This window comes from Streptomyces sp. DvalAA-43 (assembly GCF_900091725.1).
Lineage (GTDB): Bacteria > Actinomycetota > Actinomycetes > Streptomycetales > Streptomycetaceae > Streptomyces > Streptomyces pulveraceus.
On record NZ_FMBW01000071.1, the window covers coordinates 290,484 to 305,516 of the forward strand.

The 15,033-nt window shown below is 69.0% G+C and carries 17 protein-coding genes; 10 read left to right on the forward strand and 7 right to left on the reverse strand.

Annotation, left to right across the window (positions count from 1 at the left end; translation table 11 throughout):
- Positions 1-286 precede the first annotated feature (286 nt).
- The gene (locus GA0115234_RS29540; RefSeq protein ID WP_093547781.1) at positions 287-1,330 is read right to left on the reverse strand and encodes a helix-turn-helix transcriptional regulator; all 1,044 of its coding nucleotides are present in this window, start codon (positions 1,328-1,330) and stop codon (positions 287-289) included.
- A 125-nt stretch (positions 1,331-1,455) separates the two neighbouring features.
- Here GA0115234_RS29540 and GA0115234_RS29545 point away from each other — a divergent pair, with 125 nt between their 5' ends.
- The 5 genes from GA0115234_RS29545 (at position 1,456) to GA0115234_RS29565 (ending at position 5,454) form a co-directional block, all read left to right on the forward strand.
- Positions 1,456-2,193 (forward strand): NIPSNAP family protein, encoded by a 738-nt coding sequence (locus GA0115234_RS29545; RefSeq protein WP_093547783.1) that lies wholly within the window; start codon positions 1,456-1,458, stop codon positions 2,191-2,193.
- Positions 2,194-2,605: 412 nt separating this feature from the next.
- On the forward strand, positions 2,606-2,809 hold the full coding sequence (locus GA0115234_RS29550) for a cold-shock protein (protein ID WP_072489439.1): 204 nt from the start codon (positions 2,606-2,608) through the stop codon (positions 2,807-2,809).
- A gap of 297 nt (positions 2,810-3,106) precedes the next feature.
- Positions 3,107-4,648, forward strand: a complete 1,542-nt coding sequence (locus GA0115234_RS29555; protein ID WP_093547785.1) for a DEAD/DEAH box helicase — start codon at positions 3,107-3,109, stop codon at positions 4,646-4,648.
- Between the two features lie 46 nt (positions 4,649-4,694).
- Complete coding sequence (locus tag GA0115234_RS29560) at positions 4,695-5,093, forward strand: CBS domain-containing protein (protein WP_093547787.1); 399 nt, start codon at positions 4,695-4,697, stop codon at positions 5,091-5,093.
- Between the two features lie 49 nt (positions 5,094-5,142).
- A complete protein-coding gene (locus tag GA0115234_RS29565; protein WP_093547789.1) occupies positions 5,143-5,454 on the forward strand; it encodes an SCO5918 family protein in 312 nt (103 codons plus the stop codon).
- 121 nt (positions 5,455-5,575) lie between these two features.
- On the opposite strand, the gene GA0115234_RS29570 is transcribed toward GA0115234_RS29565, so the two are convergent.
- A complete protein-coding gene (locus tag GA0115234_RS29570) occupies positions 5,576-5,935 on the reverse strand; it encodes a hypothetical protein (protein ID WP_093547791.1) in 360 nt (119 codons plus the stop codon).
- A 951-nt stretch (positions 5,936-6,886) separates the two neighbouring features.
- Here GA0115234_RS29570 and GA0115234_RS29575 point away from each other — a divergent pair.
- The 4 genes from GA0115234_RS29575 (at position 6,887) to GA0115234_RS29590 (ending at position 9,276) form a co-directional block, all read left to right on the forward strand.
- Positions 6,887-7,225, forward strand: coding sequence for a MerR family transcriptional regulator (locus tag GA0115234_RS29575; RefSeq protein ID WP_093547793.1), 339 nt, complete (start codon positions 6,887-6,889; stop codon positions 7,223-7,225).
- A 228-nt stretch (positions 7,226-7,453) separates the two neighbouring features.
- Complete coding sequence (locus tag GA0115234_RS29580; protein ID WP_008735947.1) at positions 7,454-7,657, forward strand: cold-shock protein; 204 nt, start codon at positions 7,454-7,456, stop codon at positions 7,655-7,657.
- Between the two features lie 603 nt (positions 7,658-8,260).
- Entirely contained in the window at positions 8,261-8,608 is a 348-nt protein-coding gene (locus tag GA0115234_RS29585) for a transcriptional regulator (RefSeq protein WP_093547795.1), read from the forward strand.
- Positions 8,605-9,276: a nucleotidyl transferase AbiEii/AbiGii toxin family protein gene (locus GA0115234_RS29590; RefSeq protein WP_093547797.1), complete on the forward strand. Its 672-nt coding sequence runs from the start codon at positions 8,605-8,607 to the stop codon at positions 9,274-9,276. The genes GA0115234_RS29585 and GA0115234_RS29590 overlap by 4 nt, the downstream gene beginning before the upstream one ends.
- A gap of 334 nt (positions 9,277-9,610) precedes the next feature.
- Here the strand turns inward: GA0115234_RS29590 and GA0115234_RS29595 are convergent, their stop codons facing one another.
- Complete coding sequence (locus GA0115234_RS29595) at positions 9,611-10,393, reverse strand: polysaccharide deacetylase family protein (RefSeq protein ID WP_093547799.1); 783 nt, start codon at positions 10,391-10,393, stop codon at positions 9,611-9,613.
- Between the two features lie 255 nt (positions 10,394-10,648).
- Entirely contained in the window at positions 10,649-11,248 is a 600-nt protein-coding gene (locus GA0115234_RS29600; RefSeq protein ID WP_093547801.1) for a hypothetical protein, read from the reverse strand.
- A gap of 595 nt (positions 11,249-11,843) precedes the next feature.
- Here GA0115234_RS29600 and GA0115234_RS29605 point away from each other — a divergent pair.
- A complete protein-coding gene (locus tag GA0115234_RS29605) occupies positions 11,844-12,590 on the forward strand; it encodes a DUF1838 family protein (protein WP_093547803.1) in 747 nt (248 codons plus the stop codon).
- On the opposite strand, the gene GA0115234_RS29610 is transcribed toward GA0115234_RS29605, so the two are convergent.
- The 3 genes from GA0115234_RS29610 to GA0115234_RS29620 are packed head-to-tail and all read right to left on the reverse strand — an operon-like array spanning position 12,574 to position 15,028.
- Positions 12,574-13,530, reverse strand: a complete 957-nt coding sequence (locus tag GA0115234_RS29610) for an NAD(P)-binding domain-containing protein (RefSeq protein ID WP_202554309.1) — start codon at positions 13,528-13,530, stop codon at positions 12,574-12,576. The two genes, GA0115234_RS29605 and GA0115234_RS29610, sit on opposite strands and share 17 nt — an antisense overlap.
- Complete coding sequence (locus GA0115234_RS42580) at positions 13,527-13,991, reverse strand: hypothetical protein (protein WP_176729306.1); 465 nt, start codon at positions 13,989-13,991, stop codon at positions 13,527-13,529. The genes GA0115234_RS29610 and GA0115234_RS42580 overlap by 4 nt, the downstream gene beginning before the upstream one ends.
- Positions 13,988-15,028, reverse strand: coding sequence for an alpha/beta hydrolase (locus tag GA0115234_RS29620; protein ID WP_093547805.1), 1,041 nt, complete (start codon positions 15,026-15,028; stop codon positions 13,988-13,990). The genes GA0115234_RS42580 and GA0115234_RS29620 overlap by 4 nt, the downstream gene beginning before the upstream one ends.
- Positions 15,029-15,033 lie beyond the last annotated feature (5 nt).

A 15,033-nucleotide genomic window follows, 5' to 3' on the forward strand; every position in this document is an offset into this window, starting at 1 on the left:
GCACCAGGGGCGCATCCACTGCTCAACCTCTCCCCCGCAGCTGTGGTCACAGCCCTCGGCGACGCCATCTGTTCCTCCACAGCCGAACTCCACCCCGGGTGTGCCACAACGTGCCAGTGAAGGCGGTGAACAGTGGTCAGCAGCAGCGTTCATCGGAGCCGGCGGGAACCGCCGCTCGATGGCGTTCTCGCAGTTCAGCGGCTCCCTGCCCCCCGAATGCCGGGTGATTCCCAAGCTCAGAGCGCGAGTTCGATTCTCGTCACCCGCTCTTCCCCGAGGCCCCAGGTCAGCAACCTGGGGCCTCGTCGTTGCCCAGACTTCTCTGGGCGTCGCGGACCAGCGCACCCCCTGGCCTCTTGTTCTCGTAGGCTCGGGCGAGTATCCCCACGGTGGCGGCCATGGCCTGGCGGAGTTCGGCCGGTGCAACGACCTCGACATCCCCACCGAGCCTCAGCAGCTCGCCGCAGGCGTGCTCGGTGCCCTCGACCGGGATGACCGCCTCGACCCATCCGTCGTCGCCGACGGCGGTCGCGGTGGAGTCGACTGCCCGCACCACCTCCGGGGGGACGTTGTCGGGCAGGCGCCGGCGTCCCCGGGGAGAGAGGCGGACGGTGGCTGTGCCGGTGTAACGGCGAGCCTGGAAGTCATCGAGGTAGGAGACCCAGTACGCGCCCAGGTCGAAGTCCTGCGGCCGGTCGAATCGCTCGTCGCCCAGCACCGCGTCGAGGACTTGGGCGACGCGGTAGGTCGCGGTCCCCTTGTCGGTGGCGGCCACGAGGTACCAGGTACCGGACTTGAGTACCAGGCCGTAGGGGTGGAGGTGGCGATTCACCTCCTGCGGGGCGCGCCAGCGGCGGTAGCGCACATCCACCGCACGCCGGGTGAGCACCGCGTCGACGAACAAGGTGAGATGCGGTACCTGTTCGGGTTCCCGGTACCAGCCGGGGGCGTCCAGGTGGAACACGGCCGCGGCCCGTGCCGCCTCCTCGCGCAGTCCTGCCGGCAGCGCGGCGAGAAGCTTCAGCCGGGCCGCCGACATCTCCGCCGTGAATCCCAGGTCGGCGGCGGGCCCGGGCAGTCCGGCAAAAAGCAGTGTCCTCGCCTCGCCCTCGCTCATCCCGGTGAGGCGGGTGCGGTAGCCGTCGAGCAGCTGGTAGCTGCCCCCGCGGCCCGGCTCCGCGTAGACCGGGACCCCTGCTGACTGGAGGCGCGCCACGTCACGGTAGGCGGTGCGCACGGACACGTTCAGCTCGTCGGCGATTTCCCGCGCGGACATACGGCCCCGCGATTGCAGCAACAGCAGCACCGAGAGCAGTCGACTGGCAGACATGCGCGCATTCTCCTCGGAAACCCTGACAGCACCTGTCACACAGCTCCCCTACCGTCGAACCACTTCCCGGCTACGGCCGAACAGGCCGGAGCCTTGCACGGAGAACACCGAACAGGAGTCTTGCTGTGCCACCCACCGAACTCGTCGGCCCACCGGCCGTGATCGAGCTTCGCCAGTACACGCTGCGTCCCCGCCGACGCGACGAGCTCATCGAGCTGTTCGACCGGGAGTTCGTCGAATCCCAGGAAGGCGTGGGGATGAGTGTGCTCGGCCAGTTCCGGGACCTCGACGATCCGGACCGATTCGTCTGGCTGCGCGGATTCCGGGACATGGAGACGCGCCATCGCGCGCTCACGGACTTCTACGGCGGACCCGTCTGGGCCGAGCACGGTCCGCAGGCGAACGACACCATGATCGACTCCGACGATGTCCTCCTCCTGCGCCCCGTGTCGGCCGTGGGCGGCTTCACCGGCTCCCTGTCCGGGCGGCCCCCGGTCGGCGCTACGGCGCCTGACCGGTTCGTGTCCGCCACCGTGTGGTCCTTCCCTCCCGGACGGCAGGACGGCATCGCGCTGATCCGGGACGGCTTCCTCCCCGCGCTCCAGGAGACGGGACCCGCACCGCTCGCCTTCCTGACCACCGAGCACGCGCACAACACATTCGCCGGGCTGCCGGTCCGCGCCGGCGAGAACGTCGCCGCGATCTTCACCTCGTACCCCGACGAGAGTGCGCACCGTCGGCACCTCGCCGACCTGCAAGTCCACCCCCTCGCACGGGACGAGATCCTGCCGGGTATCGAGCGGGAACAGACAGCGGCACCTCAGGTACTCCGGCTCGGGCCCACCGGTCGCTCGCTGATCTGACTCCGAACGGGCGCCTGGGGAGAGGCGGTCGAGGGCGCGCCTGCAGCAAGGCCGTGCCACAACGTGCCAGTGAGAACGGTGAACAGCGGACAGCACAGGGTTCGCCAGGGCAGCCAGAACGGGGCTGTAAATGAATACCTGCGCCGGCCGTCTCAGAATTTAACGGCCCTTACTGGGAGAGTTTCTGCCGCAGCACGCACGGGAAATATTCGTCGCACACAATCCTCCATGGCGTGCTACTGTCGGACTCAGTTGCAGTTTTGGTACCCAAAAACTTCAAGCGCCTCCGGTCGGCCTCGATGCCGCAGGGTAGCGCTTTGTATTTCCGGTCATTTTCCGGGCAGGGCATCATCGCGGCGACACGGTTTCCGTACAGTACGGATTCCGGTGTACTGCCCAAAGGAGATATGACATGGCTACTGGCACCGTGAAGTGGTTCAACGCGGAAAAGGGTTTCGGCTTCATCGAGCAGGACGGTGGCGGCGCTGACGTGTTTGCCCACTTCTCGAACATCGCCGCCCAGGGCTTCCGCGAACTGCAGGAAGGCCAGAAGGTCAGCTTCGACATCGCGCAGGGTCAGAAGGGCCCGACGGCCGAGAACATCGTTTCTGCCTGACGCTGACGCACATTTCGTAGCTGGGGCCCGCATCCCTCGGGGTGCGGGCCCCAGCTGCACGCGTTTCCGTAGTGGTTTCGTCTACGGGAACACCCTATTGAGGGACGCAGCCTCCTCGGAGCCGCGCCCGGCGATGCACCGGATTCATTTCTGCACGCCATCCCCCATTTCTGCTTACGTCGACGCGGATTTCCCGTGGGTCGCGTTCGCATTCCATTCGGTCCGTGCCTGTGATTCCCCGTGCTGCTCTTTCGCTGCGGAATTCCTTGATACGTGCCGTATCAAGGAAGGTTCTGTATGAACCCCACACGCACGAACAACCGTTCCTCCCGTGCCCGCCGCGACGGCGGCCACGGGTACGGCTCCACCGCTGGTTCGGGTCGGGGCAGTCGCTTCGGTTCGTCCGCCCCGAACCGTTCGTCCGCATCGAGTCGCTCGTCCGCCCCGAACCGTTCGGCAGGTCCGAGCCGTTCGGGTGGCCGGCGGCCCGCCGCGATGCAGGGAGAGTTCGCCCTGCCCGAGACGATCACTCCGGCGCTGCCCGCAGTCGAGGTGTTCAGCGACCTCGACATGCCGAGGAGCCTGCTGGCCGCGCTCACCGCGCAAGGCGTGGCCAAGCCGTTTCCGATCCAAGGTGCGACGCTGCCGAACTCCCTGGCGGGCCGCGACGTCCTGGGCCGCGGCCGGACCGGTTCCGGCAAGACTCTCGCCTTCGGCCTGGCCCTGCTGGCCCGCACCGCCGGGCAGCGCGCCGAGCCCCGTCAGCCGCTGGCCCTGGTTCTGGTTCCCACCCGGGAACTCGCTCAGCAGGTCACCGATGCCCTCACCCCTTACGCCCGCGCCGTGAAGCTGCGCCTGACCACTGTCGTCGGCGGGATGCCGATCGGCCGGCAGGCGAACGCGCTGCGGAGCGGCACCGAGGTCGTCGTGGCCACCCCCGGTCGCCTCAAGGACCTCATCGACCGCGGCGACTGCCGGCTGAACCAGGTCGCCATCACCGTCCTGGACGAGGCCGACCAGATGGCCGACATGGGCTTCATGCCGCAGGTCACCGCGCTCCTGGACCAGGTCCGCCCCGAGGGCCAGCGCATGCTGTTCTCCGCGACCCTGGACCGTAACGTCGACCTTCTGGTCCGTCGCTACCTCACCGACCCCGTCGTCCACTCCGTGGATCCCTCCCAGGGGGCCGTCACCACGATGGAACATCACGTCCTGCACGTGCACGGTGCCGACAAGCACCGGCTGACGACGGAGATCGCGGCGCGCGACGGCCGGGTGATCATGTTCCTGGACACCAAGCATGCCGTGGACCGCCTCACCCAGGACCTCCTCACCAGTGGTGTCCGGGCTGCCGCTCTCCACGGCGGCAAGTCACAGCCGCAGCGCACCCGCACCCTCGCCCAGTTCAAGACGGGGCACGTCACCGTCCTGGTCGCGACGAACGTCGCGGCGCGCGGCATTCACGTCGACCACCTGGACCTCGTCGTGAACGTGGACCCGCCGACCGACCACAAGGACTACCTCCACCGCGGCGGCCGTACCGCGCGGGCCGGCGAGTCCGGCAGTGTCGTCACCCTGGTCACCAACAACCAGCGCCGCGACATGACGCGCCTCATGGCGGCCGCCGGCATCGTGCCCCGGACCACCCAGGTCCGCTCCGGCGAGGAAGCACTCAGCCGGATCACCGGTGCCCGGACCCCCTCCGGTATCCCCGTGACGATCACCGCGCCGGCACCCGAGCGGCGCAAGCGCGGCACGGCCTCCCGTGGCCGGCGCAGCCCGGCCGCGGCTGCCCGGCGCGTGAGCGGGCGGCAGTCCGCCTTCGACGCGGCGGCCTGAGCACCGCGTGGTCCGGAAGCCGACCCATCTCCGCAGGAGGCACGTCATGACACTGGTCCAGATGCAGCCCCACCCGGCGAACGCCGGCCCCGTACCCCGGACGGCGCTCGACACCATGAACACGGCCGGGCCGCAGGTCTGCGACGACATGACCGTCGAGGTGGCCCTCTCCGTCATGGCCAGTGCCAGGACCGGGCACCTGAGGGTCTGCGACAACGACGGCCTGTGCACCGGACTGATCACCCGGGACCAGCTCACCATCGTCCGCGACGGCCCCGCCTACACGGACCGGCTCCAGCTGCGCGACATCCTCGGCGACCGCGGGCCGCACACCTCGCCCGCCACCAAGATGGCCGAGCACGCCACGCACCGCCGCCGGCTGGCTACCCAATCCGTCGTGGACGAGCAGGACAAGGCCCCGGGCGTCCTCGCCCTGGCCCTCTGAACCGTCTTACCACGGCGGAACAATCCCCTTCCTCTCCCTGTGAGGCATCGTGCGCTGTGTCATCGCCCGCTTCCCGTTCGAACTCACCAAGAGCGGCGTCCTGGACTCCATGAAGGACATCAAGCCCGAGGAGGTCGTCGGCGAGTCCGTGACCATCGGCCGCCGCGCCTACCCCGTCAAACAGGTCGGCGAGGTCATCACCCGCCAGGACCGCCGCGACTTCAGCGCCGACGAAGTCCTCCGGGCCATGACCAAGCTCGGCTTCACCTGCCGCAGCCTCCCCCGGACCGCCGCGCCCACCCGCGCCCTCAGCCCACTCCAGCACGCCTCCGCGATGCTCGGCACGCCGGTGGCCGTCTGACCATCTGGCCACCTGGCCGATGGGAAACGCGAGCTGACACCTGAACAGTCGGGAGGGCCCGACCGGCACACGCCGGTCGGGCCCTCTCGCGTTCCGGTGAGTTTCTCTACGCGGCGCGCCGTCAGTGATCGGAGTAGCTGAAGTCGCCCATGGTCCAGGCGCTGACATCCGCGATCGAGACGCGGTACATCCCACCCGTCTCCGGGATCCCCACCGTGCCCTGAAGGATCCGCGCCATATGGAAGTGCAGATACGCGGGAGGCCCGTCCCGCCGCGTCGTAGCGGTGAACACGGCGGAGAACTCGCCCAGACGGGACGAGTCCGTCAGGACCTCCGACACCCGTTGCCTCCACACGGCTTCGGGCGCCAGTCGGCCGGTGATGACAGCACCACCGGTGACCACGGTCAGGGACATCTGATTGTTGTGCCCGGACTCCACCAGCGCGGCGACGTCAACGAGCAGCTCGTCAGGCTTCGACATGAGAGCCGATCCTATTCGCGGGTCGACCCGTCCGTCCCCTCGACCGGTCGTGCTGCCGAGCGGGACGGGCAGTCACCGTCTTCCCCTCGGAGGCCCGCCGGCTGACCGCGGCCGCTCTGACGAGTCGGTTGGCCACGGGCCGGCCGATGCCTCCGGCGAGGTCGATTACCTCCTCACGGGACACACAAAAATCTCTGTTGGCCGGAGTAGACATTGGGTGGTGGTGTGGTTATGGTTTCTCTCGTAACCCAGAGAGACAGCAAGACCTGGCAGAGACGAACTGCCGGTAGTACATGTAGGTGCAGGACGGTGCGGCAGTGGAGTTTCGAAGCCAGGGTTGTTGAAGGACGGCGACGGGACTGACGGCCGGACCGGGTGGCCCGCAGCGAGGGGCCGCCGGAGCGGGACCGCCGTCATGACAGTTGCGGTGCCCGTGAGTGCAGTACGCAGTACCCAGCAGTGAAGTGACCGAGCGGTACCTCGGTGAAGGCGTCGGCTGCGGACGCGCGCACCGGGAAGTTCGGCAGTGGGGTTCCAAGCCAGAGCAGACGCAGGACGGGCAACGGGGCTGGCTGCCGAAGAGTGGCGCTGTCACAGGCCGCTGAGCAGTACGCATCACCAGCAGTACGCGTCACCAGCAGTAGAGCAGTACCAGCAGTACGCAGTACCCCCATGGTAGGTAGTGATCACCGAGGGAAGAACGGAGGAGCAAGCGCCATCAGGATCGCCTGGGCCGGAGTCTTTGGGCCCGGGTACCGCAGGACATCGATAGTGAGGTGGTCTCCGGTCAAGCAACCGCGATCCCCGCACTCCCGACAGCAGCCAGGTCGGGGCCGCGGATACAGAATGCCGGTGCAGTATCAGGGCCGGCAGGTGGTGTAGTAGTTCCTTCGGGGCCCTGGTGCCGTACGGCACCAGGGCCCCTCCACGCGTTCCACAAGAGAGGTGCAAGTGACAGCAGACGACTCGTACGGCCGTCTTGACGACGACGACTACCCCGCCTACACGATGGGCCGGGCCGCCGAGATGCTCGGCACCACCCAGGGTTTCCTCCGCGCCATCGGCGAAGCCCGTCTGATCACCCCGCTGCGCTCGGAGGGCGGCCATCGCCGCTACTCCCGCTACCAGCTGCGCATCGCCGCCCGCGCCCGCGAACTGGTCGACCAGGGCACGTCCATCGAGGCCGCCTGTCGCATCGTCGTCCTGGAGGACCAGCTGGAAGAGGCGCAGCGCATCAACGCCGAGTACCGCCGCGCCGCCGAATCGGCAGAGCCGCCGACCGCCGAGTGAGGCGGTGCCCGCCGGACACCGGCGGGCACCGCGCACAGGTGCAGGCGATTCCTCTGGTGACGGAGTGTGCGGACGTGTAGCGTCCCGGTGAGTTGTCGTGGTTCGGAAGTTCCCTCTGCCCACCCCTTCGGTGTGGGCGTTTTGCTGTGCTGTGCCGCAGGAACCAGGACGATCACCTCCGCCTTCCGCATGGAGCGGGAGACGTCAATCGACTGGAAGGCATGAGACATGGCTACGGGAACTGTGAAGTGGTTCAACGCGGAAAAGGGCTTCGGCTTCATCGCTCAGGACGGCGGCGGCCCGGACGTCTTCGCCCACTACTCGGCGATCAACTCCTCGGGCTTCCGTGAGCTCCAGGAGGGTCAGGTCGTGACGTTCGACGTCACCCAGGGCCAGAAGGGCCCCCAGGCGGAGAACATCAACCCGGCCTGATCTTCCCCACACCTCCGGCGGAACCGGGATCTTCTGGGTCCGGCCGCAGGCCACGGCGGCCCCGGACCGCCCCGGTCCGGGGCTCGCCCACGCGATCATGCGGGGTTCGGATGTATGCGCGCGGGGTCCCGGCCGGGAAACGACGGTACTGGGCGGGAGCTTCGCCTCCTCCGTCCCCTGGCAGCACCACGTGCCACAACGCGCCACAACGTGCCAGTAGCGGCGGTGAACAGCGGTCGGCAGGGCATCCGGCCATGGCGGCGAGAACAGTACCTTCAGTGGCTGTTCTGACGGTCAGCAGCCCTGCGGGCCACCAAGTGCCGAGTGATTCCCAAGCTCGGAGCGCGAGTTCGATTCTCGTCACCCGCTCCAGGAGATGGCCCCGGGTCAACGCCGGTCGCGCCGCCGCTCCCCGAGGCCGTGGCCGACTGCCGGCGGTGACGGACACCGGCCCTCGTGCTGCTCCTGACGTCGGGCGGCCGGGGGCTGGTCTGTTGGTAGCTTCACCGCCGGTGAGGCGGCGGTCGGGCCCGTCTCCTGCTCACAGGAGTGTTGTCTGCGTACCAAGCAGCTCACTGACAGCCCTTCCTGGATAATCGACCTATGGCGTCACAGTCCGGCCTTTCCGATCTCCGTCGTGCAAAGTTCGCCCGGCGCCTGCCCTCAGCGCTCTCCGAGCTCGCCGGTCCCCAGCACGGCTCGGTACGCCTGCCGCTCCACCTTGCATGGTCAGGGCTGACCACGTTCGACCTCGACCGGCCCCGGCTGCGGATGAGCTACTACCGCATCGTCCTGGCCGAAGGCCAGCACGACGACCTGGTCCAGTACCTCGACCAGGATCTTCTCGTCGGCCTGTGGCCCACCCTGCGCACGCTGGTCAGCCGGGATGTCCGCGAGGTCTGGGAGAGCGCCTTCGGCGAGCTGGCCGACAGTGCCCGGACCGCTGCGTGAACCTCACGGGCCTGCACCACCGCTTGCTTGCAGACGTGCTCGCCGTAGGCGGCGCCTACCCTCTCGCACTCACCGGCGACTACGCGGTCCAGGCCCATGGCCTGGTCGACCGGCTCAGCCAGGACCTCGATGTCGCAACCGAGAACCCAGATCCTATGGAGGACATCGCGACCGTCGTGCGCATCGGGCTGGAGCAGCGCGGATGGCACGTAGAAGCCCTGGAGACAGACCCGCTGTCCGCACGCCTGATCGTGACCGACCCTGCCAGCCGCGAAGAGTGCGAGGTCGACATCCTCAAGGAAGCACTCTGGCGACCACCCGTACACACCGAGCGCGGCTTGGTGCTGTCCCTCGAAGACGTCGTCGGCACCAAGGTCCGCGCCCTGGCCGACCGCGGACTCGCCAGGGACCTGATCGACGTACAGGCCGCCACGAGCCGATGGAGCCCCGTCGAACTCGAAGAGCTCGGCCGACGCCATGCCCGCGACTCCTTCGACCTCAGCGAGCTTCAAGCGCGGCTGAGCGGGGCCGACTGGATCGACGACACGGAATTCGCCGCCTACGGACTCGACGCGCAGGCAATTATCGGGCTGCGCCGGTGGGCACAGACCTGGGCTGACGACATCGGCGAACGGCTCCAGGAGCTGGAAGCTCCGCACGAAGACTGATGGCCGTATGGAGACCGGGCGGCACTCGGCAGGATACGCATCAGGCTGCTCAGACCTCAGCGACCGTGCCCTTCGGAGCGGACAACAGCAGTCAGGAGCAGCGCTCGGAGACCACGCCCGCCTTGACCGCCCCGGTCAAACACGCAGGTCGGAGCTGCTTCAGCCGTCCAGGAACTGTTAATTCCCGATCTCGGAGCGCGAGTTCGTCTCTCGTCACCCGCTCCATGACAAATGCCCCAGGTCGGCAACCTGGGGCATTGTCGGCGGTCTCCGGGGACCGGTGGCGGCGGTCGTCGTTGATGGTCTCCGGGGTGGCGGTACGGGCGGGGCTCGGTCAGCGGACGGGGAAGCCGAAGGAGTAGCCCTGCTGCCTCAGCCAGGGCAGCACCTCGCGGAGGGCTGCCAGGGTCTGGGAGCGGTCTCCGCCCGCGTCGTGGAAGAGGACGGTCGGTCCGTTGGAGATCTCGCTCTTGACGGTGGCGACCATGGCGTCCACGCCGGGATGCTCGAAGTCCTTGGTGTCGACGTTCCAGCCCAGCGGCCGCATTCCCCGGGACGCGGCGAGGTGTCGGCTGTACGGGGTGAAGGCGCCGCCCGGGGCCCGGTAGTACTGCGGGCGGACGCCGCCGGACGCCTTGGTGATCATGCGTTCGGCGTCCAGGATCTGCTGGGACTGGTAGGCCTCGGACTTCTTGTCCATGGAGGTGTCGTGCGAGACCGTGTGGTTGCACAGCCGGTGCCCGCCCGCCACGACCGCCTTGACCAGGTCCGGGTACGCCTGGGCCTGTGTGCCCACCATGCAGAACGTGGCCTTTACACCGTTGTCCTTCAGCAGTTGCAGCACCTGGGGCGTCCAGGTCGGGTCCGGTCCGTCGTCGATGGTGATGTTGACGCCCCGGGCGCCGCGGTCCGAGGCGTGCGCGATGTCTTCCGCCACCTTGGTCACGGCCCCGTCCTGGTGCCGGGCGTCCGGCGTCGAGACATGTGCTCCCGGCTGCCGCCCTCCGGCGGTGTCGGCCTGCGCGGTCCAGACCGAGGTGGCCGCGGCCATCGCCGTCACACCGAGCGCCGCCGCGAGAAGCTTGCTGTGCCAGCCCCTTCCCTTGTGCTTTGCCATGTCCGCCCGCCCCTTTGCCGTCTCCGCCGATGCCGTGCACCCATCAAGTCATACGAACGTCTCTGCGAGAAAGCTCTGTTACCGATCGCGGACGAATCCGCAGGGGACCGGCGACAACTGGAGGAGCTCCGCGACAGAGGAGGGGGCGCGACGGTCCCGGGGAGGGGTCGGCGCAGGCGGCCCCCGCAAGCGGCGAAGAGCCCGCCAGCAAGCTGACGGGCTCCTGCGAAGGACCGGGGCTAACCTGCCATCAGGTCAGATCGTCGGTGTGTCGTCGACGATCTCCTTGTGCGGTTCGACGACGAACTTCCAGCCCTCGCTGGGCTCCAGGAAGCGCACTCGGGTCGGGTAGATGTCCAGGGCGCGGCGGTCGCGGTTCTGGTTGTTCGTGTTCTTCCGTCCCCGGGCCGGCTCCTCGAAGAGGTCGACCTTGACGTCCGGGACCGCGACGGTCTCCTCGCTCCAGCGCTGAACGATCCCCGCACCGAAGGCGTCCCGGGCGGCGGTGTAGAGCGAATCCAGGGATTCCTTGTTCCCGTTGGGAACGAAGAGGGCGAGATTCAGGAGGACGCCGGCGCTCTGAAGAACCTCGATTTCTTCCCCGGTCTTGTCGGCGACCCAGATCCCGCGCTCTTCGGCATTGTCCGGGAGAACGTGGATTTCCTCACCGAAGACCGTCTTCGCGATGAAGGACCCTCCCTCGAAATTCTTACCCGGCTTTGTGAGGAAAGCCGGGGCGTAGCAGTCGAGAGGAAGGCCGTCCGCCTCCGCCGAGACGAAGATTTCGTCCTGGAGACCCAACTCCGAAACCTCTTCGGCCGTAAGACGACGAGCCGTAGCCTTCTCGGTATTCACGCCATTCCCCTTTTTTCGTGGCGTACTGTGAATTCACTGAAAGCCTACCACGAAAACGATCAGTCAGTTCCTTCCCAATTCCCTCTGGGAGTACGGCGGAAGAGCCCTCACGCCTTGTCGGCGAAACGCCGGGACGCGTCGGGAAATGCGGCAAGTTTCGAGAGGTTGCCCGCCCACGGGCTTCGGCGGAGATTTCGGATAGCAAGCCGGTCGGCCGTCAAGACGGTCGGCCACCAGGTGGAATGCGCGCAAAATTGGCGGAATGGAAACAAGTGGGCAGAAGGCGCCCGGTCGTTGAGGGGGGGGCTGGGTGCCCCGACCGGCCCTTCGGGGAGTCGCGGGTGTGGGACGGCTGCATCCCGTCCCGTCCGGTCCGGCCCGTACGAGCCCTGCGGCAAGGGGCGTTGAAGGCGGTCGCCCGCGATGCCGAAGCTGCCGGGGACGACTGGTGGCCGGACTCGGCGCGGGCGGTGTTCGCGGGCGGCGTTCGCGGGCGACACACGGCAACGCGGACGACCATCACATCCGGCCGCTCGAAGCGCCGGCTGCGGTGTTTGGCCTCCGGCCGGGGCGGTGGCCGCGCAGAGTGGTCCCCATGACGACACCCGCGCGGCTGCTCCGCTCCTTCGCCCGCACCCGTGCCTCGCTCGACGGTGAGGAGATCACGTACTGGTGGTCCGGGGACGTGTACTCCTGGGCCCCGGACGAGCCCTATCAGCGCGTCTTCGGCTTTGAAGGGCTCAATGTCGCCCGGCTGGTCCAGGACGCCAAGGCCGGCCCGGACGCCTATCAGCTGCTCACCCGCGAGGCCGCCTTCTACCTGGACCCCGCCACCCGCGAGATCCTGGAGACCTGGCAGGACCTGCCGGTGGTGCACGTCTGGAACGACCCGGCGAACCAGAAATGGCGCCCCTTCCCGATCCCGACGACCGAGCTCGGCGGGCAGGTCTGCTTCAGCCTGGAGATCCCGCTGGCCTACCCCTCGCCGCTGCCGGTGGCCCAGTACCCCGTCCACTCGGCCGGTGACACCTACAAGGCCCTGGAACTCTTCCAATTCTTCGCCGACCGCGCCGACCTGGCAGGTTCGGCACCCGGCGTCCCGGCCACCATGTCGTGGACCCGGATGTCCCCGTGGCTCCCGTGGATGGCCCGCGGCCAGGCGCCCGGCGGCCTCACCTTCCACTGCCGGGGCCACAAGCTCGGCTCGTACGCCGAGGTCCCCGAGCGGACCCGCGCCCACATCGCCGACCGCCACCCGGAGTTCGCCCACGCCCCGGAGAAGTGGAGCGAGCCGAACGAGACCAGTTGGACGTACTTCCGGAAGCTCAACCCGCCGAAGTAGCACAGGGAAGAGTTCCAGGAAGGGGGCCGCCGGGAAGGGCGAGCTGCTTCGGCGTGGTGCGGTCCAGGAGGCCCTTCGTCCCGGGCTGCTTCAGGTGGGTGAGGAGGTCGTCTAGGGCCTGGGTGAGGTCTTCGGAGTTGGCCGGGGTGAACCATGTGGTGCGGATGCGTTCGTTGTTGCCGTTCGGGGTCTCGTGGTCGGCGGCCAGTCGGTGCAGGGAGCGGGTCCCGTCGCCCAGGGTGCGGCCGACGCCCTGGAAGAGGCCGCGGACGTACCGGTCGGCGTGGTCGGCGGGGATGCGCTGACCGATGGCCCAGGACGTGAGCGCGGCGAGGTACGCGTAGTGGGTGGTCAGTGTCCCCGTCAGTGCGGAGAAGACGTCGAAGGCCGTCTCGTCCTCGACCGGCTGCGCCCCGCCCAGCCGCTCGAAGAGCGCGTCCGCGACCGGGTGGGACGGAAACGTCACCGTGACGGAGCGGCGTTCTCGTACGGAGGGCAGGGGGATGGCGCGTACCGACGCGGCGTCGGTGGCGAGGATCCGGCGCAGGTCGTCGTTGGCGACGCCGGCCATCACGTTGACCACCGTCCTGCCGTCGGCGACCTCCAGGCCCGCCAGTGCTTCGTGCCGGTCGTGACGGCGCACGGCGATGATGACCGGCTCGGAACGGTCCACCACCTCCTGGTTGTCGGCGCAGACCCGTACGCCCTCGTAGCGCTCGGACAGTTCTGCGGCCGTGCGGGCTCCCCGGGGGGAGAGGAACACCTCCGTCTCCGCCTCCTGCGATGCGCCGGAGGCGTCGCGCAGGCCCGTCACGATGGCCCGGCCGGTCTCGCCCACTCCGATGATGCCGATGCGCTGCGCTGTCTCTTCCTCCGTGGTGTGTGGGGGCCTCGGCCCAGGTGGGTCCGGGGCGGGGCGCCGCTCCCCGAGCGGTGTCAGCGGGACGGTTGGCGCGGCTGGCGCGGTCGGCTCCACAGCAGCGCGACCGCCAGGAGGGCCGCCAGGCCGGGGGCCATCCCGGCCCAGCCCAGGGCCGGGGGCAGGCCGGTGGCGCCGGAGGTGTCCTTGGTGAGCAGGCCGGTCAGCCCCACGCCCGCGCCGAGCACGAACATCGCGGTCACGGCGGGGCGGGCCCACCGTTTGCCCGCCCTGACGGCCCAGGTCGTCCAGAGCCAGGCGAGGACGCCGAGCGCTCCGACCACGGAGAGGAGGACCAGGTACGTGCTGACGGCCGAGTCGATCCGGGCCGGGGTGTACGTGGGGTAGCCGGCCCGGATGTGGTCGGCCAGCAGATGGGTGGTGGCGCGGTCGGCGTACGGGACGATCGTCGCGATCACGGCGAGGCCGAGGCCCGCGTACATCGCTCCGACGGCCCGTCGCTCATGAGGTGTCTTCGTCATCGGGACGCCGCCCCTTCGCCCGACTCGGCGAGGGAGGCCCGGAGGAACGCGAGGATCTCCGTCCGCGCGGCCTCGGCCTGCGGTACGACGCCCGGCAGGCTGAGGAACCCGTGTATGGCCCCCGGGTATTCGGTGAGCCGCACGGATGTCCCGGCCTCTTCCAGCCGCTCGGCGTAGCGGCGGCCGTGATCGGCCACGGCGTCACGGGTCGGCACCACCACGAGCGCCGGGGGCAGTTCCTCCAGGCTGTCGGCGTACAGCGGCGAGAGCGCGCGGGCATCGGTCCCCGGGGGAACGGCGAGCCGTTGGAACAGGCGGAGCTGCGGCTCGGCGAGGCCCGGACCGGACGCGTGCTCGGCGACCGAGGCGTAGTCGAACATCGTCCCGGTCACATCGACAGCGGGGTTGACCAGCACCTGCGCCCTGAGCCGCAGGCCGGCCTCCCTCGCCCGGATCGCCGTCAGGGCGGTGATCAACGCGCCGCAGCTCTCGCCGAAGACGACCGTCCGGGCCGGGTCCACGCCCCACCGTGCGGCATGCCGTATCACGTGCCGGAGCACGTCCCAGCCGTCGTCGACGGCCGCCGACAGCGGGCTGTCCGGGGCGAGTAAGCGGTGCTCGACCGAGACGACGAGTGCGGGCAGCCGGGCGGCGAGGTGGCTGTTGACCCAGTCGCACTGCACCGCCGTACCCACGAAACCCCCTCCGTGCACATGGAGCACGAGTGGCAGGGCCGTCCGGTCGGTCCGGGCGGTCAGATCAGTCCGGTCCGTCTGGTCCGTACGGTCGGTCCCGTCTGTGTCTTCGCTGTCGTGGCCGGGCGCCGGGCGGTACACGCGGACCGGGAGTTCGCGGCCGTCCAGTGCCACGTGCCGCCATTCCGTCGTGGCGCCGGGGTCCGGCTGCCCGGTGAACGCGCGGGCGGCCTCGGACGCCCGGAAACGGTTCTCCGCGTCGCGGTAGGCGGACAGTTCCTCGTCCGTCATGGCGAGCCAGTCCGGCTCCGGCGGCCGTTGCGCAGCAGTGGTCTCGGTCATGTCTT

Excerpts from the sequence above, each read along its gene's own strand:
- GA0115234_RS29605 (WP_093547803.1), top strand. The coding sequence starts at position 11,844 with ATGACGACACCCGCGCGGCTGCTCCGCTCCTTCGCCCGCACCCGTGCC.
- GA0115234_RS29595 (WP_093547799.1), bottom strand. The coding sequence starts at position 10,393 with ATGGCAAAGCACAAGGGAAGGGGCTGGCACAGCAAGCTTCTCGCGGCG.
- GA0115234_RS29540 (WP_093547781.1), bottom strand. The coding sequence starts at position 1,330 with ATGTCTGCCAGTCGACTGCTCTCGGTGCTGCTGTTGCTGCAATCGCGG.
- GA0115234_RS29550 (WP_072489439.1), top strand. The coding sequence starts at position 2,606 with ATGGCTACTGGCACCGTGAAGTGGTTCAACGCGGAAAAGGGTTTCGGC.
- GA0115234_RS29555 (WP_093547785.1), top strand. The coding sequence starts at position 3,107 with ATGAACCCCACACGCACGAACAACCGTTCCTCCCGTGCCCGCCGCGAC.
- GA0115234_RS29560 (WP_093547787.1), top strand. The coding sequence starts at position 4,695 with ATGACACTGGTCCAGATGCAGCCCCACCCGGCGAACGCCGGCCCCGTA.
- GA0115234_RS29620 (WP_093547805.1), bottom strand. The coding sequence starts at position 15,028 with ATGACCGAGACCACTGCTGCGCAACGGCCGCCGGAGCCGGACTGGCTC.
- GA0115234_RS29580 (WP_008735947.1), top strand. The coding sequence starts at position 7,454 with ATGGCTACGGGAACTGTGAAGTGGTTCAACGCGGAAAAGGGCTTCGGC.
- GA0115234_RS42580 (WP_176729306.1), bottom strand. The coding sequence starts at position 13,991 with ATGACGAAGACACCTCATGAGCGACGGGCCGTCGGAGCGATGTACGCG.
- GA0115234_RS29585 (WP_093547795.1), top strand. The coding sequence starts at position 8,261 with ATGGCGTCACAGTCCGGCCTTTCCGATCTCCGTCGTGCAAAGTTCGCC.
- GA0115234_RS29570 (WP_093547791.1), bottom strand. The coding sequence starts at position 5,935 with ATGTCGAAGCCTGACGAGCTGCTCGTTGACGTCGCCGCGCTGGTGGAG.